15 protein-coding genes and 1 riboswitch are annotated in these 19,819 nt (G+C 58.3%); of the genes, 9 read left to right on the forward strand and 6 right to left on the reverse strand.

The genetic code is table 11. The features are described from left to right. Window positions 1–190: 190 nt before the first annotated feature. The gene (locus MC50_RS21140; protein WP_032699878.1) at window positions 191–1,108 is read left to right on the forward strand and encodes a bestrophin family protein; all 918 of its coding nucleotides are present in this window, start codon (window positions 191–193) and stop codon (window positions 1,106–1,108) included. Window positions 1,109–1,322: 214 nt separating this feature from the next. Then, a complete protein-coding gene (locus tag MC50_RS21145) occupies window positions 1,323–3,623 on the forward strand; it encodes an FdhF/YdeP family oxidoreductase (protein ID WP_032696229.1) in 2,301 nt (766 codons plus the stop codon). 46 nt (window positions 3,624–3,669) lie between these two features. Here MC50_RS21145 and MC50_RS21150 read toward each other — a convergent pair whose 3' ends face one another. Then, window positions 3,670–4,290, reverse strand: a complete 621-nt coding sequence (locus tag MC50_RS21150) for a LysE family translocator (RefSeq protein ID WP_080724336.1) — start codon at window positions 4,288–4,290, stop codon at window positions 3,670–3,672. Window positions 4,291–4,373: 83 nt separating this feature from the next. Then, window positions 4,374–5,174 (reverse strand): helix-turn-helix transcriptional regulator, encoded by an 801-nt coding sequence (locus MC50_RS21155; protein ID WP_102990889.1) that lies wholly within the window; start codon window positions 5,172–5,174, stop codon window positions 4,374–4,376. A gap of 186 nt (window positions 5,175–5,360) precedes the next feature. Between MC50_RS21155 and MC50_RS21160 the strand changes: the two genes are divergently transcribed. Beyond that, entirely contained in the window at window positions 5,361–6,242 is an 882-nt protein-coding gene (locus MC50_RS21160; protein ID WP_032687767.1) for a LysR family transcriptional regulator, read from the forward strand. 141 nt (window positions 6,243–6,383) lie between these two features. Here the strand turns inward: MC50_RS21160 and MC50_RS21165 are convergent, their stop codons facing one another. The 3 genes from MC50_RS21165 to MC50_RS21175 form a co-directional block, all read right to left on the reverse strand. After that, the gene (locus MC50_RS21165) at window positions 6,384–7,793 is read right to left on the reverse strand and encodes an MFS transporter (protein ID WP_099973206.1); all 1,410 of its coding nucleotides are present in this window, start codon (window positions 7,791–7,793) and stop codon (window positions 6,384–6,386) included. A 330-nt stretch (window positions 7,794–8,123) separates the two neighbouring features. Further along, window positions 8,124–9,137 carry an ABC transporter substrate-binding protein gene (locus tag MC50_RS21170; protein ID WP_047664880.1) on the reverse strand — a complete coding sequence of 338 codons (1,014 nt, stop codon included), beginning with the start codon at window positions 9,135–9,137 and terminating at the stop codon, window positions 8,124–8,126. Window positions 9,138–9,145: 8 nt separating this feature from the next. Further along, window positions 9,146–11,269: a TonB-dependent receptor gene (locus MC50_RS21175; RefSeq protein ID WP_047664881.1), complete on the reverse strand. Its 2,124-nt coding sequence runs from the start codon at window positions 11,267–11,269 to the stop codon at window positions 9,146–9,148. A 374-nt stretch (window positions 11,270–11,643) separates the two neighbouring features. On the opposite strand from MC50_RS21175, the gene zapE reads away from it, so the two are divergent. Next, entirely contained in the window at window positions 11,644–12,669 is a 1,026-nt protein-coding gene (gene zapE, locus MC50_RS21180) for a cell division protein ZapE (RefSeq protein WP_102047549.1), read from the forward strand. Window positions 12,670–12,720: 51 nt separating this feature from the next. On the opposite strand, the gene katG is transcribed toward zapE, so the two are convergent. Continuing rightward, window positions 12,721–14,898: a catalase/peroxidase HPI gene (gene katG / locus MC50_RS21185; RefSeq protein WP_032699872.1), complete on the reverse strand. Its 2,178-nt coding sequence runs from the start codon at window positions 14,896–14,898 to the stop codon at window positions 12,721–12,723. Window positions 14,899–15,461: 563 nt separating this feature from the next. Continuing rightward, window positions 15,462–15,560: riboswitch (guanidine-I (ykkC/yxkD leader) on the forward strand. A gap of 56 nt (window positions 15,561–15,616) precedes the next feature. Here katG and MC50_RS21190 point away from each other — a divergent pair. Genes MC50_RS21190 through MC50_RS21210 form a run of 5 tightly spaced genes read left to right on the forward strand, consistent with a single transcriptional unit; the run spans window position 15,617 to window position 19,670 of the window. After that, window positions 15,617–16,675 carry a putative urea ABC transporter substrate-binding protein gene (locus MC50_RS21190; protein WP_047664882.1) on the forward strand — a complete coding sequence of 353 codons (1,059 nt, stop codon included), beginning with the start codon at window positions 15,617–15,619 and terminating at the stop codon, window positions 16,673–16,675. A gap of 24 nt (window positions 16,676–16,699) precedes the next feature. Continuing rightward, on the forward strand, window positions 16,700–17,515 hold the full coding sequence (locus tag MC50_RS21195) for an ABC transporter permease (RefSeq protein WP_032696221.1): 816 nt from the start codon (window positions 16,700–16,702) through the stop codon (window positions 17,513–17,515). Further along, window positions 17,512–18,291 (forward strand): ABC transporter ATP-binding protein, encoded by a 780-nt coding sequence (locus MC50_RS21200; protein ID WP_032687760.1) that lies wholly within the window; start codon window positions 17,512–17,514, stop codon window positions 18,289–18,291. Before MC50_RS21195 ends, MC50_RS21200 begins: the two co-directional genes overlap by 4 nt. 4 nt (window positions 18,292–18,295) lie before the next feature. Continuing rightward, on the forward strand, window positions 18,296–19,024 hold the full coding sequence (locus MC50_RS21205; protein WP_047664883.1) for an urea amidolyase associated protein UAAP1: 729 nt from the start codon (window positions 18,296–18,298) through the stop codon (window positions 19,022–19,024). A gap of 10 nt (window positions 19,025–19,034) precedes the next feature. Then, window positions 19,035–19,670 carry an urea amidolyase associated protein UAAP2 gene (locus MC50_RS21210; protein WP_032687758.1) on the forward strand — a complete coding sequence of 212 codons (636 nt, stop codon included), beginning with the start codon at window positions 19,035–19,037 and terminating at the stop codon, window positions 19,668–19,670. Window positions 19,671–19,819: the final 149 nt, after the last annotated feature.

The following is a 19,819-nucleotide window of genomic DNA, read 5'->3' on the forward strand; positions in this document are numbered from 1 at the left end:
CGCGTATGTCCAATAAAATAATCCACTCGGTTAATAGATATTCTCTATATCCTGAATAGTTCGAGTTGCAGGAAAGCGGCAGGTGAGAGCAGCCCAGGTAAGTGACTGGGATGATCGAATGCAGCCACCGCAGATGCAGTTTGAAATATGACGGGTATATAACCAAAATGGGCGTTCAGGAAGTAATACCATGATCATCCGGCCAGAACAACACTGGTTCCTTCGTCTGTTTGACTGGCACGGCTCCGTGCTGTCAAAAATCATTTTTCGCCTGCTGCTTAACGTCCTGATGTCGATTGTCGCCATCATCAGCTATCAATGGTATGAGCAGCTGGGTATCCATCTCACCGTGGCGCCCTTTAGTTTACTGGGGATAGCCATCGCGATTTTCCTCGGTTTTCGCAACAGCGCCAGCTACAACCGCTTTGTCGAGGCCCGTAATCTCTGGGGGACGGTACTGATTGCCGAGCGCACCTTGATGCGTCAGCTGAAAAATATTCTTCCGACGGAGCACCAAACGCATCAAAAAATCGCCAGCTACCTGATTGCTTTTAGCTGGAGTCTGAAACATCAGTTACGTAAAACCCATCCCGGGGATGACCTTAACCGGCTGCTGCCCCCCGATACCGTCGCGGAGATCCTCGGCAGCTCGATGCCGACCAACCGTATCCTGCTGTTGGTCGGCCATGAACTGGGCCAGCTGCGCGAAGCGGGGAAGGTGAGCGATATTACCTATGGGCTGATGGACAATAAGCTCGACGAGCTGGCCCACGTGTTGGGCGGATGTGAACGCCTGGCCAGCACGCCGGTACCGTTTGCATACACCTTGATTCTGCAGCGCACGGTCTATCTGTTCTGCACCTTGCTGCCTTTTGCGCTGGTCGGCGATCTGCACTACATGACGCCGTTTGTGTCGGTCTTTATCTCGTACACCTTTCTCTCGTGGGATTCTTTGGCGGAAGAGCTGGAAGATCCGTTTGGTACCGCGGCGAATGATTTGCCCCTCAACGCCATGTGCAACACCATCGAACGCAACCTGCTGGATATGACCGGACAGCACCCGCTGCCGGAAACGCTGCAGCCTGACCGCTACTACAATCTGACCTGATGATTCTCTCTGCGTAACTGTTAAATAAGTTAAATCTAACGCGTGATAGATAACATTGATTATACAGTTCCGATCCTGATTGTTATGCTTTCGTTAACAAAAAACGTCCGCCGCGGCTTTCTCCGGCGGACGAACTTTTTCACGTTGCGGATCGCCCGGATAAGGTGATTTGGCATGTCGTTCTCGCTTATCGACGGCGCATTCTGGAGTAGATATGAATATGAAAAGACGCTCAGTACCTGGCGTGCATCCTTATGATGGCCCTGCCGGCGGCTGGGGCGCATTGAAAGCAACGGCCATCGCCGTGCGGACACAAATGGATGCCCTGGAAGCGCCCGTCACTCTGCTGCGCACCAATCAGCCTGACGGCTTTGATTGCCCCGGCTGCGCCTGGCCGGATAAAGAGCACAAATCCACTTTCCAGTTTTGCGAAAATGGCGCCAAAGCGGTGACCTGGGAAGCAACCAGCAAACGCGTTACGCCGAAATTTCTGGCGGCGAACACGGTCACCTCGCTGCTGGCCAAAAGCGACTTTGAGCTCGAAGGCTACGGTCGGTTAACCCATCCGCTGGTCTACGATCGCGCCAGCGACACGCTGCGCCCGACCAGTTGGGAAAGCGCTTTTGCGCGTATCGGCGAAGTGGTCAGCGGCATGCAGCCGGACGAGGTCGAGTTCTATACTTCCGGGCGCGCCTCCAACGAAGCGGCGTGGCTGTTCCAGCTGTTTGCCCGTGAACTGGGCACCAACAATTTCCCGGACTGTTCCAATATGTGCCATGAATCGACCAGCGTCGGGCTGCCGCAGTCGATCGGCATCGGGAAGGGAACGGTGTCGCTGGATGATTTTGACAAAACCGAGCTGGTGATTTCCATCGGCCATAATCCGGGAACCAACCACCCGCGTATGATGGGGACGCTGCACGAACTGGCTCGTCGTGGCGTACCGATTATCGTGTTTAACCCTTTGAAAGAGCGGGCGCTGGAGCGTTTTGCCGACCCGCAGAATGTTATCGAGATGGCGACCTTGCGCTCGACGAATATCGCCTCCACCTATTTTCAGGTGAAGGCCGGCGGCGATGCGGCGGCGCTGAAAGGCATTGCCAAAGCGCTGCTTCAGATGGAAGAAGAGCAGGGTGACGTTCTCGATCGCCCATTTATTACCGAGCATACGCAGAACTTCCCGGCGTTTGCCGACGATTTGCAGAAGACCTCCTGGCAAGATATCGAACGCGAATCCGGTCTTACCCGCGCTGACCTGCAGCGAGTTGCCGAGGCTTACGCCAAATCGAATGCCACGATCGTGACCTATGGTATGGGGATCACCCAGCATAATAAGGGGACGTCAAATGTGCGGCTGATCGCCGACCTGCTGCTGATGCGCGGGAATATCGGCAAACCCGGCGCCGGGATCTGTCCGCTGCGCGGTCACTCCAACGTCCAGGGCAACCGCACCGTCGGGATTACCGAGAAGCCGGGCGCTGCCTTCCTGGCGAAGCTGCAGGAGGTGTTTGGTTTCGCGCCGCCGCAGAAACATGGCCATGATGCGGTAAAAGCGCTGCAGGCGATGATCGAGGGCAAATCGAAGGCTCTGCTGTGTCTTGGTGGTAACTTTGCGGTCGCGATGCCCGACCCTGAGCGCGCGTTCCCGGCGATGCGCGGGCTGGATCTCAGCGTGCACGTCGGGACGAAACTCAACCGCTCGCATCTGCTGGTGGCGAAAGAGACGTTTATTCTGCCGTGTCTGGGCCGCACCGAACTGGATCTGCAGGAGAGCGGGCGGCAGTCGATCACCGTGGAAGATTCCATGTCGATGGTGCACGCCTCGTCAGGGAAACTGAAGCCGGCCTCGCCGCTGCTGCGTTCAGAACCGGCGATTGTCGCCGGAATGGCGATGGCGACCCTGGCCAACACTAAAGTCGACTGGCTCTCACTGGTGGCGGATTACGACCGTATCCGCGATCTGATCGAACGCACCGTTCCCGGTTTTGATAACTACAACGCGCGTATTCGTCACCCGGGCGGTTTTCGCATGCCGTTGCCGCCGACGGAGCGCATCTGGCCAACGCCAACCGGTAAAGCCATGTTCTCGGTGTTCCACGGCGTACATGAGAACGTTCATGTTGCGGGCGAGGAGGTGCTGCGGCTGGTCACCCTGCGCAGTCACGATCAATACAACACCACCATCTATGCCATGGATGACCGCTACCGCGGTATTTTTGGCCGTCGCGACGTGCTGTTTATGAACGAGCAGGATATGGCCAGTCAGGGATTCGAGCACGGTGATCGGGTGGATATCACCACCGCGCTGCCGGACAGCAACCTGCGTCTGCAGGATATTACGCTGGTGGCCTACAACATCGCGCCAGGCACCGTTGGCGCCTATTATCCGGAAGCCAATGTCCTGGTTCCGCTGGACTATATTGACGAAGAGAGCGGCACGCCTTCTTATAAATCCGTGCCGATTCGCCTGACCCTGCGCTCGAAAGAGATTCTGCCGGTCTCCGGCCTGCGCTAATCTGCCCGCGCCCGCTGCCGGCCTCAGCGCCGGCAGCGAACTTTCGCTATTCTGGCGTCAGTACCAGCTTGATGCCAAGGCCGACGAAACCGGCGGCAAAAGCGATCCGCAGCCCCTGCAACACCCTGGGACGGGTCAGCACATAGCCGCGCATCGCGGCCGCGCAGGCGCCGTACAACATAAAGACCAGAAGCGTCATCAGCATAAAAATCCCGCTCAGCGTCAGCATCGCTTGCGCCGGGGAGGCGACATCGCTGCGGATAAACTGCGGCAGAAAGGCGAAAAAAAAGAGCGGCAGTTTCGGGTTGAGAAGGTTAATCAGCACGGCATGGGTGATGATTTTCAGCGGTGAACCGGCCTCATCGCGGCGCTCTGGCGTTAGCGCGCCCCGTTGAGCGAACGTGGTCCATGCCATGTACAGCAGCCAGGCCACACCGAGATATTTGATCGCGCCGAAGAGTTCCGGGGTGCGGTGGAGCAGCGCCGCCAGGCCGGTGACGGCAGCAAGCAGATGCGGAATGATACCAAGGGTACAACCGAAAGCGGCCGCGAAGCTCCTGCTTCTTCCGGCACTAAGGCCGGTGGCGATGGTGTAGAGCGTCCCGGTGCCGGGGGCGAGCACAACCAGCAAAGAGGTCAGTAGAAATTCAGGGCTGATGAACGACATGGCGGTGTTCCTGTGAGAGAAATCGGTCGCACTGAGTATTTCGCCACACCGCGGGCGCGTCTTGAATAAAATTGCAGGGGAGGTTAGCGGACGGAGTGATAGCTGCCCGGGGTGGTGCCGAACTGTTTTTGAAAGGCGCGCGTCAGATGGCTTTGATCGGCGAAGCCAGCCATCTGCGCGGCGTCAGCGGGGGAATGCCCGGCGCTTAACAGCCGACGCGCCAGCCGTACCCGGGACTGCACCAGATAGGCATGCGGAGTAATGCCGGTTTCGCGGGCAAAGCCGCGGATCAGCTGAAAACGACTCATGCCGCACAGCACCGCGAGCATGTCGAGGGAGGTTTTTTCCTCCGGCGCATCGTCAAGATACTCTTTGGCCAGCGCGATGGTTGGGGAATAACGTACTGGCGCCGTCCGCACGAGACGATGGCAGCCGGTTGCCCGCAGCAGACAGAGCAGCAGCACCTCTTCAAGCGCCGTCTCATCGCTCGTGCGGGCGGTGATTTCAGCGAACAGTCGCTGCATAAGCAGGCGCAGCGGCGGGTCATCGACCACCGGGCGCAGCAGAATATCCTCACTTTTGACCTCGCCCTGAAATTCATCGGCGACGAGCTGCGGATCGAGGTAGAGCATCTGCCAGCTGCGGGGACCGTTCAGCGGTACGCCATCGTGCATTTCTCCCGGGTTGACCATAATGATCTGCCCGGCCGAGGCGTCAACCTGGCCAAGATGGCTCCACGAGCGCTGGGCGCCGCGCGTAAAAATACCGAGGCCAAACTGCTCGTGGGCATGGCGTGAGAAGTGCTGTTCGGTCAGCAACGACATGGCCTCGAGGCCGGGAAGAGGCAAGTGATGCTGCTGGACGTGATGGATGCGGGGCGCCATGTGCTCCTCCCGAAGGGGTTCTGTGCGAGTGTAGTCCGGCGATCGTCATTTCCGCAAGCGCCGCACCGGCTTGTATTTGTCCGATGCTGAACGTAACATTTAACTAACATATTTTTTGACCGGGCGAGGGGTGTCTGCATCGCGCCGGCGTTCGCCTATAGCGAATGGCAACACACTGGATTAACCATGGATATTAAACAGCTCAAATACCTGATCGCACTCGATCAAACGCGTCATTTTGGCCAGGCCGCGGCGCTGTGCCATATCACTCAGCCGACGCTTTCGATGCGCATCCGCAATCTGGAAGAGGAGCTCAATCTTGTTCTGATTCAGCGCGGGCAGCGGTTTGAGGGGTTTACCGCCGAAGGCGAACGCATTCTGGCCTGGGCTCGGGCGCTGCTGGCGGCTCATGACGGGCTGGAGGCGGAAGCGGCGATTTGTCGCGGCCAGATGGTGGGGCAACTGCGGGTAGGGATGGTGCCGCTGGCAAGCCTTAACCCGATGCAGCTGATTAAACCGCTGGCCGGGAAGTACCCGGAGCTGCAGTTTAGCCTGCTTTCTCTCACCTCGGAGCAGATTATCGATGGCGTCAGCCGTAATCAGCTCGATCTGGGCATCTGCTACCTTCACCACGTCGATAGCCAGCTTTTCAACGTTAAGCGGCTGCCGGCAACGCGAATGGGGTTGCTGCATGATAAACGCCATTTTCAGTTTGCCGAAGGTACGCCGGACTGGGAAACGCTGGCCGCATTACCGCTTGGTTTTCTCACCAAAGGAATGCATTACCGTGAATCCATTGAGATGAGTTTTAAGAGCAAAGGGTTAACGCCGAAATATGTTTTTGAGAGCGATTCGACCTTCCAGATTATCCAGGCGGTGCAGGCAGGAATTTGCTGCGCCATTATGCCGCTTAACAATGGTCTGGAGGCGTTAAGCGACAATCTGGAGATTATTCCCATCGCCGAAACCGAAGTGGAGTCAATGCTGGCGCTGATCATGCGCAACCAGCAGCCGGTCTCGTCGCTGGCGGAAAAATGTTTTGCCGATGCGCAGGTGATTTTTAATTAACCGGGTCGGGGGATGGGAAGGCGTTACTGGGTCTCAATAGCGTATTCTTTTTGCAGAAAACGCCTTACTGCGCTGAGCGATGACGATTGACCGCCATGTCGGACGGCGCCGCCGAAAATAACCCGGCGGCGCAGAGGACAGTCAGATATTTTCCAGCTCGATACCGCGGGTTTTCGGGCCGTAAATACCCACCGAGAGCATCACCATCAGCATGCTGGCCACGATAAAGCTAATTACCCCCGGGGTGCCGGCGTATTGTAAAATCAGACCGATCAGAATGCTGGTGAGCGCCGTTGACAGGCGGCTGAAGGAGTAGCAAAAGCCCACGGCTCTGGCGCGAATCCGGGTCGGGAAGATTTCCGCCTGGTAGGCATGATAGCTGATGGTCAACCAGGCGTTGGACCAGGTAATCATAAACCCGCAGACAACCAGCATCACCGGGTTATTCTGCAGCGCAAACAGGGTGCCGAACACCACCGTCATCAGCGCGGAGAGCACGATCTGCCACTTATTCTCAAACCGGTGGACAAAGCGGGTGCAGAACAAGCAGCCCAGCGGGTAGGCGAGAGTGATAAAAAAGGCGTACAGCAGACTGTGGGTAATGCTTGCGCCCTGGCCGGAGAGCAGCGCCGGCAGCCAGTTGCCGAAGCCGAAAAAACCGATCGCCTGGAAGAAGTTCATCACCATCAGCATGATGGTCCGTCTGCGGTATTCCGGCGCCCAGATCTCTTTAAAGCTGCCGCTTTTACGCTGCGCTTCCCGGGTGTCCGGGACATGCTGCGGCGAAGGCGTGACGCCACAGCGCCGCTCCATCTCGCACATCACCGCGTGCGCATCCGCATGGCGACCTTTCACCTCCAGCCAGCGGGCCGATTCCGGCAGTTTTTTGCGGATCACCCAAATGATCAGCGAACAGAGCGCGCCAAAGATAATCACCCAGCGCCAGCCGGTCAGGCCGAACAGCGTCGTCGGGACCAGCATCCATGACATCAGCGCCACGGCGGGAACCGAGAGAAACTGGATAAAAAAGGCAAAGGCGAACGCTTTGTTGCGCAGATGGGTCGGGACCCATTCGCTCAGATAGGTGTCGATGGTCACCAGTTCAATTCCCAGCCCAATACCGACCAGAAAGCGGCACAAGATGACCCCTTCGGCGCTGTTCTGGAAAGCCATCAGCAGTGAAAATGCGCCATACCAGGCCAGCGCAAACATAAAGGTCAATCGGCGGCCCAGCTTGTCCGCCAGCGGCGCCAGCAGACTGGCGCCGATAAACAATCCGAAGAAGGTGGCCGAGGCAAATGAGGCCTGATCGGAGATGCCAAAAATGCCTTGTTGGTCGGTATGGAAAATATGTTCTGCCAGCAGTCCGGTACTGATATAACCGGTTTGAAAAAGATCGTAGAGCTCAAAGAAGCCGCCCAGCGCCAGCAAAGTAATAAACGACCACAGGCCGACAGAGGCAGGCAGGGCATCGATGCGGCGGGTTAAGCTGGCGTGGGGTTGTTCTGCGGGGGCAAAGGGCGCATCCCTCAGAACCTGGGTGGTAGACATATTATTATTTTCCTCAGATGAAATGTTTGCCTGCTAATGTTATTGGATTGTTAATGGTTTTAAATTTTTAATTCCTCTTCCTGTCGGGGTTCTACAGGTAAAAATATCGTGCTTAAGTCATAGACATGAGGAACTCACTGCTTTCTGCGCCAGGCCGCCGACGGATTTGAAGTAAACAACCAGGCACGCTCTTCATGAGTGGGTGAAAGGAGGGGCTGGCGAAGCTGCTAAGGGGGACACTTAGCGTGGCGCTGGGGACGGCAATCATGAAGTAAGAACGTATAAAATGGCCCCGGCGTATAGCGGGGCCATTGTGACTGGCTCCGGTCGCTATTTTTCCTGCGGGGGGAGCGCCTGCAAAATCCGCCTGGCCTCCGGTTCACTCAGCGAATAAGCAAAAAAGCGCTGATAAAAGTCGCGGGTGACGGCGATCATATCGACATCGGCAAAGCGCTGCGGCTGAAGCTGTTTTGCCGCCCATTGAATCTGCAGCGCGCTTTCGCTGCCGTAGCGATCCCACGGAAAAACGCCCGCCGGGTTTTGTAGCACCCGGCCTTGTTTAACCGCCCGCAGCGCTGAGAACAGTTCACCATAAGCCGAGTGCTGCAGGTCACCGCACCCCGCACCGAGGATAATGACGTCCGGCTGCCAGGCCAGCACTTTCTCCACAGAGATCTCCTGCATATTGCCGCTGATGCCCTGCGCCGCGTTACGTCCTCCCGCCAGCTGGATCCAGGTATCGATCAGCGTATGGCTGCCGTCAACCTTCAGCGGCTTCAGCGATTGGATATGCAGCACCCGCGGGCGTTCCGCGTCGGTGAGCGCGGCGTTTCGCTGGCCGGCGCGCGCAATGACCTGTTGCAGGTACTGGTTATACGCCTGGGCGCGGGCCCGCGCCTGCGGCGTAGCGATAACCTCTGCGGTGGTTTCCACCGCGCGGGCCAGCGACGGATAGTCGCTAAAACGCATCTCCATCACCGGCAGACCGGCCTGGCGATAGGCATCGGCATCGCCGTCTCCCTGAGCGACAAAGACCACCTGAGCGCCGCGCGCCAGCAGCGCTTCGCTGGTAAAGTGCGGGCCGCGGCCGATCAGCGCGTGATTCAGCCGCGGATCGAGGCGGAACATCCACGGGCGGCTGTCCGGGCGGTTGACCGTCGCCACGATATCGCCGCCGGCCCCGAGGGTCATCAGCAGCGAGTGGTGGGCGAACCATCCTTCAGCCACCCGCGTCACCGTGTCCGGTAGGGTGACGCGATGTCCGGCGTCATCGGTGACCTGGCGGTCGGCCAGCGCCGGAATGGCGAGGCAAAGCGTAAGTAAGCCAGCGGCAATCTTGTTCATCATCGTCCTCAGAAATCAAACTGCACCGAGGCAGTCGCTTCGCGCGGTGCCCCCAGCTGCGCACTGGCGTACCCGGCGCCGGTGTAACCGGTCAGCGCGCCAGGAACGACGTTGCTCCAGTAGCGGCGGTTAGTGACGTTAGTCACTGCTAACCTAAATGTGGTATCGGTACCAAACAGCCGGGTGCGGTAGTTGCTGCCGATATCCACCGTGGTATAGCTGCCCACCCAGCTATCGTTGGCGTTATCGGTCGGGCGACGACCGACGTAGCGAAGCGTGCCGTTAACATCAAGCCCAGGGAGCGGATCGATGCTGTAAATCGCCAGCATACTGGCGGTGAAGCGCGGCAGACCGACTACCTGCTTATCATCAGCATCGGCGCTCGAAGTGTTGTGCAAACGCGGGTCGAGCCAGCTGCCGCCGCCGAACAGGCGCAGGTTCGGGGTGACGTGACCATCGGCCATCAGCTCCAGCCCGCGGTTTTTCTGCGTTCCGTCCTGGGCAAAATCACCGCTGGCATTGGTATAGGCGAACGGGCGTTCAGCCTGGAACAACGCCGCGGTAAGCAGCAGATCCTTATGCGGGGCGTATTTCGCGCCGACCTCCACCTGATGGCTGCGGTAGGGGTCAAGGACCTCGCCGGCGTTATTGGCTCCGGCAGGCGCGGTATCTCCCTGCTGCATACTATTGGCCCAGGTCGTATAGAGCGTCACATTCTCCACCGGCTTGTACATCAGGCTGGCGGAACCGCTGGCCCCCCGATCGTCATGATTGCTGCTACGACTGCCGGTTTTGCTGTAGTTGTCTACGGTAAACAGATTTTCGCTACCGGAGAGCAGCAGGCTCCACCGGGGATTAAAGGTCAGCGTATCGCTCAGCAGAAAGACGTGCTGCGTGGTGGTGGCGGAATGGTAACGGTCGGTAAAATCCGGATAGGCGGGGCGGGCGTAATCCGGGCTCTCCTCCAGCGAAGAACTGCCCAGCGTTTGCGTACCGCCATCGCGTGGGTTGTTGTTTTTCCACACGAAACCGCGCATGCCAACCGCCAGGTCATGCTGTAACCAGCCGCTATCAACGCTGCCGGTGAGGTTAACCAGGTAGCTGTTGATGGTAAATCGGCTGGCGGCGGAGTTGGCGGTCGTGGTGGCGTAATGACCTTGATTATCGGTCAGCGTATTGGTGACGGTGGTCGATTCACGGTCGGCTATCTGGCGCAGCACGCCGACGTCCAGCAGCCAGTTACCGTCAAAATCATGCTTAATATGCAGGCTGCCGGTGGTGGTGGTGTCGTCGTTGCCGGCGTAGTACTGACCATATTGGCTTTTAGTGGGATCCAGCGGCGACGGGAAATGGGTCCCTTTTGCCAGAGCGAACGAGCCGGGCAGCCCTTTTTGATAGAAGTGGTAGTAGCTGAAGTTGCTCTCCAGCACCGTCTGGTCGGTCAACTGGAAGTCGAGCGCCAGACCGGCATACTGGTTGCGCTGACGGCTACCGTGGGTATAGCTGCTGCCGTCCTGATCCAACAGATTGAGGCGATATTTTACTCTGTCGGCCGCGTCAAGCGGGCCGCTGAGGTCCAGTGCGGCATTCGCGCCTGACGCCGTCCCGCCGCCAACGGTCACCCTGCGTAGCGGCACATCGGTAGGCCGTTTCGAGACCAGGTTAAACATGCCCGCCGGGTTTGCCGGGCCATATAGCGCGCCGGCCATACCGTTCAGTACCTCAATACGTTGAAACTGTTCAGCGGGATACTCGGTGGTCGACACCACGTTCAGGCCATCAATCATGCTGTTCTGCACCACGCTGCCCTGCATACCGCGGGTTTGCGGACGAACGCCGTCGCCCTGGACGGAGGGCAGATAGCGGTAGACATCTTTGACGCTGCTGGCCTGTACCTGGCGGGTCAGAGAGTCGGAGAGCGTCTGCACGGACCACGGAACGTTAATCAACTTCTGCTTGCCGAGGTTGCCTGCCGTAGCCTGCTGTTCCGCAGCAGGCGTGACATCATCAAGGGATTGGGTATGCGGTTCTGCGGTGACAACCATGGTTTCTGCTGCATATACAGGCATCGCCGGCAGAATGGGAGAACAGGGAATCATCCCGGTTAATAAAACGAGTTTATATGAGCGCATTAATTTTTAGTTCAGACGGATGAAAGTGGAATGAGGCGGGGAAAATCTCGTCTCTGTCTGAAGGGTACGGTTTTTATTTGTATGACAAAAAGATAAAAAACATCGCTGTATATGTCAATATATAACGATGTTTTTTGTACGTCGGCACCGTCAACCTGGTACGGAATCAACCACACTATCCATCTGTTTTTGCTGGTTATAATGTGTTGGTATACCCCGGAAGAGAACAATGGTTTTTTTTCAGGTCCGGGGGAGGAATACAGCCTTTGTGCTGCAGATAAGCTTGTTATTGTCGTTCAGTGAAGGTGTAATTGGTGAGAATTCCTCATCTTTTTTCCGGGGCAGCTGCGCCGGTGACACCACGAAGAGCGAAAATGACGCAAGGAATGACCGAATTTAGTTTTGCCTCGTTTATGGCACAGCGGGCCGAGGCGCTGGCGTTGACCCTCGATGCGGACCAGCAGACGCTGATTACTCAACTGGACGCGCTGGGGCACGGGCTGGCCGCAGGCAAGGCCACGCGTGGTAAAGGGCTGTACGTCTGGGGGCGTACCGGGCGCGGCAAAAGTTTTATTATCGATCATTTCTTTGCCAGCCTGCCGCTGGCGGAAAAGCGCCGGGTGCATTTCCACTATTTCTTTCGCGAACTGCATCAGCGGCTGAACGCGCAGCCAACGCCAACCCTGCCCGAGGTGCTGGTACAGATGACCGACGGCTGCCGGCTATTGTGTTTTGATGAGTTTCATCTCCACGATCCGGGCGACGCCATGTTGGTGAAAGCGCTGCTTACGCTGCTGTTTCAACGCGGTATCATTCTGTTGGCTACCTCCAACTACCCCCCGGATCAATTACTGGCTAACCCGCTGTATCACGACCGTTTTGTGCCGTCGATTGCGCTGATAAAACAGCACATGACGGTAGCGGCGCTCAATGGTGAAGAGGATTACCGGGCGCGCCATGCGCCGGCGGAAAATCCATTCTGCCGCGGGAGGTTTCTGGTGCAACCCTCTGCCCAAACCCGTCAGCGACTTGAACTGCCGGATCCCTGCGCCACTGCGCAGCCGCTGCAGGTGGGCTATCGTACGCTACACGCCGCCTCCGCGCCGACGCATTTGTTGCATTTCACCTTTAGCCAGCTGTGCATGGCGGCAACGTCGGTAATGGATTATCTGGCGCTCTGTGAACAGCATGAGCGCTGGCTGCTGGATGCGGTTCCGCCTTTGCGTCAGGCAGGCCCGGCGGCCCAGCAGCGCTTTATTAATCTGGTGGATGTGCTGTATGAAAAGCAGTGTCAGCTGATCGTAGTGGCCGCCTGCGGACTGGGCGAACTGGTGGCGGATGTCGAACAGGAAGATATTCAGCGTACCTACAGCCGGTTATTACAGCTGCGACAAACATGAGAGGGGAAGGGGAAAAGCCCCGGCGGACATAGCGCCCGCCGGGGAGGGAGATTACAGATCGTAACGGTCGAGGTTCATCACCTTGGTCCAGGCCGCGACAAAGTCTTTAACCAGTTTCTCCTGAGCATCCTGGCAGGCGTACACTTCCGCCAGCGCCCGCAGTACTGAGTTCGAACCGAAGACCAGGTCGGCGCGGGTGGCGGTGTACTTGCTCTCACCGCTCTGACGATCGCGGCCTTCGAACAGTTCGCCCTGCTCGTCGGTGGCGTTCCAGACGGTGGCCATGCTGAGTAAGTTGACGAAGAAGTCATTGCTCAGGACGCCGACGTGGTCGGTGAAGACCCCGTGCTGGCTGCCATCATAGTTGGCGCCCAGCACCCGCAGGCCGCCCACCAGCACGGTCATTTCCGGCGCGGTCAGCGTCAGCTGCTGAGCTTTATCCAGCAGCAGCGTTTCTGTCGAGACGCCACCTTCGATCCGGCGATAGTTACGGAAACCATCCGCCAGCGGTTCCAGCAGATCGAAAGACTCAATATCCGTCTGATCCTGACGGGCATCCACCCGGCCCGGCGCGAACGGTACGCTGACCTGCACACCGGCAGCCGCAGCGGCCTGTTCGACACCCACGACGCCCGCCAGCACGATGATATCGGCCAGCGATGCTTTACCCGAGGCTTTCTGAATGGCCTGCAGCGTCGGCAGCACTTTTGCAGCCACGGCGTTCACCGGCCACGATTTCTGCGGCTCCAGCGCCAGACGCGCGCCGTTAGCTCCACCGCGTTTGTCTCCGCCGCGGAAGGTGGAGGCAGAAGCCCAGGCCACCGACACCAGTTCGCTGACCGACAGCCCGGCATCGGCGATAGCGGTCTTCAGGGTCGCAATATCCGCCGGCGTTGGGTTGTGGATGGCGGCCGGTAACGGATCTTGCCAGATCAGGTCTTCTTTCGGCACTTCCGGCCCGAGGTAGCGTGATTTTGGCCCCATATCGCGGTGGATCAGTTTGAACCAGGCGCGGGCAAAGGCTTCATTAAAGGCCTGCGGATCGTTGAGGAAGCGACGGGAAATCTTGCCGAATTCCGGGTCGAAGCGCAGCGTCAGGTCGGTTACCAGCATGGTCGGCTTGCGTTTTTTCTCCGGATCGAACGGATCGGGGATCAGGTCCGGGGCGTCTTTGGCTTCAAACTGAATGGCGCCAGCCGGGCTGCGGGTCTGGACCCATTCGTATTTGAACAGGTTCTCGAAGAAGTAGTTGCTCCACTGGGTCGGGGTCTGTGTCCAGACCACTTCCAGACCTGAGGTGATCGCATCGGGACCGGCTCCGCTGCCGTAGCTGTTCGCCCAGCCGAGGCCCTGCGCTTCAATCGGTGCGGCTTCAGGTTCTGCGCCGACGTGAGTGGTTACCGCTGCGCCGTGCGTTTTACCGAGGGTATGGCCGCCGGCGATCAGCGCGACGATCTCTTCATCGTTCATGGCCATGTTGCCGAAGGTTGCACGAATGGCAGCGGCAGCGGAGAGCGGGTCGCCGCTGGCGTTCGGGCCTTCCGGGTTAACGTAGATCAGACCCATTTCGGTGGCACCCAGCGGCTGTTGCGCCAGGCTTTCCGGGTGACGATGTTCGAGCCAGGCTTTTTCATGGCCCCAGTCAACGTCCAGATCCGGTTCCCAGACATCTTCACGACCGGCGCCGAAGCCGAAGGTGCGGAAGCCGGCGTTTTCCAGCGCGACGTTACCGGCCAGCATATAGAGGTCAGCCCAGGAGATTTTCTGGCCGTATTTTTGTTTTATCGGCCACAGCAGGCGACGGGCTTTATCGAGGCTGACGTTATCCGGCCAGGAGTTCAGCGGCGCAAAGCGCTGCTGTCCACGGCCTGCGCCACCGCGACCGTCAACGGTACGATAGGTGCCTGCACCGTGCCAGGCCATACGAATAAACAGCCCGATGTAGCTGCCCCAGTCTGCCGGCCACCACTCTTGTGAATCGGTCAGCAGCGCTCTCAGGTCTGCCTTCAGCGCGGCATAGTCGAGTTTTTTGAACTCTTCGCGGTAGTTAAAGTCTTCGCCGAGGGGATTTGAGCGGTTGGAATGCTGGTTCAGCAGATCCACGCGAAGTTGATTAGGCCACCAGTCGCGGTTGGCGGTGCCGCCACCGGCACTTTGGACGGGCTTCCCTGCGTGAAAAGGGCACTTCCCGGCGGATGCGTTGTTAGATGAATCGTTAGACGTGCTCATATCAGGCTCCGTTTGCTTTTGTGAATGCCATTACGATATACACTGCAACCAATAAGTGATACTTGAAAGAATCTACGGAATTAATAGTTATATCCTTTTAACAACAAGCGATAAAGAAATCCATGAAATAAATGTGGATTAAAGCCAAAATACGTAAAGCCGCTTACGTACGTTGCCGTTTGCTAATCAGTATAGGACACTGTAGCGAGGCCTCTGGCGATAAAATAAGCGGTTGCAAAAAAAGCTAAGCAGGTGAATTCTGGTCATTTACTGGCTATCGTCGCGACGACGATAAATAAGATTATCGCGGTTAAGATCCTCCGTTTATATAACCCGGCGGTGCTCGCAGAATGTGCCCGGCGTCTGTTTTCGCGCCGAGTGCGCTTTATTACGTGCGGGCAGGTTGTCTGCACCAAATTTATGCATTGCCCCAAAACCACTCCCCATTGTGGTGTGACGCCCCGTGACCACCATCTATCTTACTGAATTAAAAAGAACAATTTTCTGGCATGCCCTTTGCAAACAATAAACCAGAAGGCAGCGCAACAGACAATCAAGATGATCCAATAGCTGGCTAGGGTTCCGGTTCACGCAGGTGAATGTCTGGTCCGAGAGCTGGCGACCTCTGCGAGGTTACACGGCGGGACAAAAGCCCGGGAGACAGCAGCACCGTCAGGTGTCGCGCTGCTCCTGTTTTTGTGCCAACCAGAGGTTCATAATGAAGATATCCCGTGTCATCCGCTCACTCATGCTGTCGCTGGCGCTACTGGCCAGTTTCCCTTCCTTTGCCGCCGTAAAAAAAGAGTTCAACGTCTGCTGGACGATCTATGCCGGCTGGATGCCCTGGGGCGCCATCAGCAACGAAAAAATCATTGATAAATGGGCCGCGAAATACGGCATCAAAATCAATATCGTCCAGCTCAACGACTATATCGAGTCGATTAATCAGTACACCGCGGGTCAGTTTGATGGCTGCACCATGACCAACATGGACGCGCTGACGATCCCCGCCGCGGGCGGGGTCGATACCACTGCGCTGATTACCGGCAGCTATTCCGACGGCAACGACGGCGTGGTGCTCAAAGGCAGCGCTAAAACGTTGGCCGATCTGAAAGGCATGTCGGTCTATCTCCCTGAGCTGTCGGTTTCGCACTATCTGCTGGTCCGTGGCCTGGAGAAGGCCGGTCTGCAGGAGAAAGATGTCAAAGTGGTGAATACCTCCGATGCCGATATCGTTTCCGCTTTTGGCACCAGCAGCGTCCGCGCCGCCGTAGCATGGAACCCGCAGCTGTCGGCGATTAAAAAGACCCCGCAGACCAGCGAAGTCTTTAGCTCAGCGCAGGTTCCCGGCGAGCTTATCGACATGATGGTGGTCAACACGCAAACCCTGAAAGATAACCCCGCGCTGGGGAAAGCCCTGACCGGCGCATGGTTTGAAATGATGGCCAAAATGCAGGCCGGAGACGCCCAGGCGCTGAGCGCCATGGCGGCAGATTCCGGCACCGACCTTGCGGGCTACCAGGCGCAGCTGAAAACGACCCACCTGTTCTGGACCGCCGCCGAGACGCTGACGTTCATCTCCAGCCCGGAGCTGGCAAAAACCATGCAGCGCGTGGCGCAGTTTTCGTTTGATAAAGGGCTGTTAGGTGAAGGCGCGCAAAGCGCCGACTTCATTGGCATGCGCTTCCCCGGCAACGTCACAGTGGGTGATAACGCAAATACCCGACTGCGCTTTGACGATAGCTTCCTGAAAATGGCCGCCGCCGGCCAGCTGTAATCATTGATGACGGGAGTGAACGCCATGCGCCAAATTAACCGCCATCCCCAGCAGGGCATGCGGCTGATGCTATTACTGCTGCCCTTTGTGTTGCTGATCGCCGCCTGGTTTATCGGCTCCGCTATTCGCCTTGAAGCGAATCCCCAGGACAAGCTGTTGCCCGGCCTGTCGCAGATGGCGGCGGCCATCGAACGGATGGCGTTTACGCCGGACAAACGCAGCGGCGAATACCTGCTGTGGGGCGATACGCTGATCAGCCTGACGCGCCTGCTCATCGGGCTGGCGGTGTCCGCGCTGATTGGCCTGAGCATCGGGATCGTGGCCGGCGTATTTCCGGTTTATCGCGCGGCGCTGTCGCCGTTGATGACCGTGGTCTCGATGGTGCCGCCGCTGGCGATCCTGCCGGTGCTGTTTATCGTCTTCGGTCTCGATGAACTCTCTAAGGTGATGCTGATCGTGATTGGCATCACGCCGATGCTGGCGCGCGACCTTGAACAGCGGGCGCGGGAAATCCCGGCGGAACTGTTTATCAAAGCGCAAACCCTCGGCGCCAACAGCTGGACGGTGGTCCTGCGGGTGGTCCTGCCTCAGCTGCTGTCCCGCCTGCTTACCTCGCTGCGTTTGCTGCTGGGATCGGCGTGGCTGTTTCTGATTTCGGCGGAGGCTATTTCCGCCACCGCCGGGCTGGGCTACCGCATTTTCCTCGTCCGGCGCTACATGGCGATGGATGTGATAATCCCCTATGTCATCTGGATAACCCTGCTGGCCTGGCTGATGGATCTGGGGCTGCGTCAGCTGCATAAAGTCTGCTTCCCGTGGGCCGAAGGAGGCCGGACATGAGTTTTATCCGCATCAACAATATCTGGCAGGAGTACGGCGACCATGTGGTGCTGGAGCGCATTAACTTAGCGGTCAAAGAAGGGGAGTTTTGTTCCATGGTCGGGGCCTCCGGCTGCGGGAAATCCACCTTCTTGCGCCTGCTGCTGGGGCAGGAGAAACCGACCCGGGGCACGATTACGCTCGACGGTCAGCCGCTGGCTCCCGAGCCGGACCGCAGCCGCGGCGTGGTATTCCAACGTTATTCGGTCTTCCCGCACCTGAGCGTGCTGGATAACGTGACCGTCGGTCTGGAGCTGCCGTCTTCGCCGTGCTTTGGCCGTCTGTTCGGTGCCCGCAAGCGCGCTGCCCGCGAACAGGCGGCGCAGATGCTGGACAAAGTGGGGCTCGCCCACGCCCTTGACCGCTATCCGGCACAACTGTCCGGCGGGATGCAGCAGCGGCTGGCGATCGCCCAGGCCTTTGTGATGCAGCCGCGGGTTCTGCTGCTCGACGAGCCTTTCGGCGCGCTCGACCCCGGTATCCGCAAAGATATGCACGCCCTGCTGCTTCAGCTATGGAGCGAAACGCGAATGACGGTCTTTATGGTCACCCACGATTTGGCCGAAGGATTCAACCTCGGCACCCGTCTGCTGGTCTTCGATAAGGTACGCCACGACCCGCAGGCCCCCAATGCCTATGGCGCGCGCATTACCTACGATATTCCGCTTAATGAGACCCGGATGTCGCAGATGCTCGGCACCGGCACCGATAACAATGTCTATGCCTTAAGGAGATAGCCCGATGACAGCGCTTTTTCATACCTCACCAGCTCTGCGCGAAGAATTTTTGCCGGGCGGGGGCCATACCTCGTTCATTTTACGCCGTGGGCAGATCCTGCGTCTGACCGATATCGACGGCGGTGCAAACATCAGCATGATGATGCTCAACCCGCACGAGAAAAGCGAGCGCCTGAACCTGCCGGATACCCTCAAGGGACAGCACACCGCGCGGCTGACGGCCGGACACTGTTTCTATTCCGATATGGGGCGGGTGCTGGCTGGCATCATCGCCGATAGCTGCGGCTGGCACGATCCGTTCGGCGGTGTGCTCAATGCGCAAGAGACGGAAGAAAAATATGGCGCGGGCCGCTACCAGGAGCTGCGCAACACCTTCCATCGCAATGGCGCCGATAATCTGCTGGTCGAAATGGGAAAATGGGATCTTGGCCTCGAGGATCTGCTGATGGTGGTCAACTTCTTCAGCAAAGTCACCGTCGACAGCGCAGGGCGCTTTCAGTTTTGTGCGGGCCATTCCACCCCGGGTAACTACGTCGAACTGTTTGCGCCGATGGACGTACTGATGGTCCTGACCGCGCTGCCGCATCCGATGAACCCGTCGGGCGACTATGCCCCCCGTCCGGTCCAGCTGAGCTGGTATCAGGCCGACGATGAGCAGGCGGCGGTCGAATCGCTGTTTACCCGCGATGAAAACCAGCGCGCCTTCACCAACACCCACCTGTTTGCCCTTTGAGGAGCCCGAGATGAGCCTTGTGACCAGTACCCGTAACCCCGCCGATGCCGTCTATCGCCACGTGATTCCTGCGGGCGAACCCTGGCTGTTCGAAATCAAAACGGGGCAGACCCTGCGCCTGCTCGATCTTGAAGGCAATCAGGCTGTCGACACCCTGTTTTATTGTGCTGACAACCCGCGCGAACGTTACGATCCGCAGCGTACGCTGCGCCGCCAGGGCAATGCCTACCTGACGACCGGCAGCGTGCTGTACTCCAACCTCGGAAATCCGCTGTTGACCATCGTGGCCGATACCTGTGGACGCCACGATACCCTCGGCGGGGCCTGCGCGCAGGAGAGCAACACCGTGCGCTATGCGCTGGATAAACGCTACATGCACAGCTGTCGGGACAATTTTCTCTGCGCCTGTCTGCATGACGGTCGGCTGCATAAGCGCGATATTGGCGCCAATATCAACTTTTTTATGAACGTCCCGGTGACCGAAGCCGGCGGCCTGACCTTTGAAGACGGGATCTCTGGCGCCGGGAAGTACGTCGAGCTGCGCGCGGAGCGCAACGTTATCGTCCTGATCTCCAACTGCCCGCAGCTGAATAACCCCTGCAACGGCTGGAATCCGACACCGGCGGAGGTACTGGTATGGAACTGACCCGTTGGCAGCGCTGGCGCCTGCTGGCCTGGCGTCTGTTTGCCGTTCGCGCCGACCGCCTGTTAAGCACACCATCGCGCAAGCCCTGAACGCCTGCGCGCCTCGGGGACGGCCCCGGGGACGTCGAATTTTTTTGCGGGACGACCCGC

The sequence above is a fragment of the Klebsiella planticola genome, assembly GCF_000783935.2.
Lineage (GTDB): Bacteria > Pseudomonadota > Gammaproteobacteria > Enterobacterales > Enterobacteriaceae > Klebsiella > Klebsiella planticola.

Coding starts and splice junctions, on each gene's coding strand:
- MC50_RS21165 (WP_099973206.1), bottom strand. CDS start 7,793: ATGTCTACCACCCAGGTTCTGAGGGATGCGCCCTTTGCCCCCGCAGAA.
- MC50_RS21175 (WP_047664881.1), bottom strand. CDS start 11,269: ATGCGCTCATATAAACTCGTTTTATTAACCGGGATGATTCCCTGTTCT.
- MC50_RS21170 (WP_047664880.1), bottom strand. CDS start 9,137: ATGAACAAGATTGCCGCTGGCTTACTTACGCTTTGCCTCGCCATTCCG.
- katG (WP_032699872.1), bottom strand. CDS start 14,898: ATGAGCACGTCTAACGATTCATCTAACAACGCATCCGCCGGGAAGTGC.
- zapE (WP_102047549.1), top strand. CDS start 11,644: ATGACGCAAGGAATGACCGAATTTAGTTTTGCCTCGTTTATGGCACAG.
- MC50_RS21190 (WP_047664882.1), top strand. CDS start 15,617: ATGAAGATATCCCGTGTCATCCGCTCACTCATGCTGTCGCTGGCGCTA.
- MC50_RS21205 (WP_047664883.1), top strand. CDS start 18,296: ATGACAGCGCTTTTTCATACCTCACCAGCTCTGCGCGAAGAATTTTTG.
- MC50_RS21155 (WP_102990889.1), bottom strand. CDS start 5,174: ATGGCGCCCCGCATCCATCACGTCCAGCAGCATCACTTGCCTCTTCCC.
- MC50_RS21160 (WP_032687767.1), top strand. CDS start 5,361: ATGGATATTAAACAGCTCAAATACCTGATCGCACTCGATCAAACGCGT.
- MC50_RS21200 (WP_032687760.1), top strand. CDS start 17,512: ATGAGTTTTATCCGCATCAACAATATCTGGCAGGAGTACGGCGACCAT.
- MC50_RS21195 (WP_032696221.1), top strand. CDS start 16,700: ATGCGCCAAATTAACCGCCATCCCCAGCAGGGCATGCGGCTGATGCTA.
- MC50_RS21150 (WP_080724336.1), bottom strand. CDS start 4,290: ATGTCGTTCATCAGCCCTGAATTTCTACTGACCTCTTTGCTGGTTGTG.
- MC50_RS21145 (WP_032696229.1), top strand. CDS start 1,323: ATGAATATGAAAAGACGCTCAGTACCTGGCGTGCATCCTTATGATGGC.
- MC50_RS21210 (WP_032687758.1), top strand. CDS start 19,035: ATGAGCCTTGTGACCAGTACCCGTAACCCCGCCGATGCCGTCTATCGC.
- MC50_RS21140 (WP_032699878.1), top strand. CDS start 191: ATGATCATCCGGCCAGAACAACACTGGTTCCTTCGTCTGTTTGACTGG.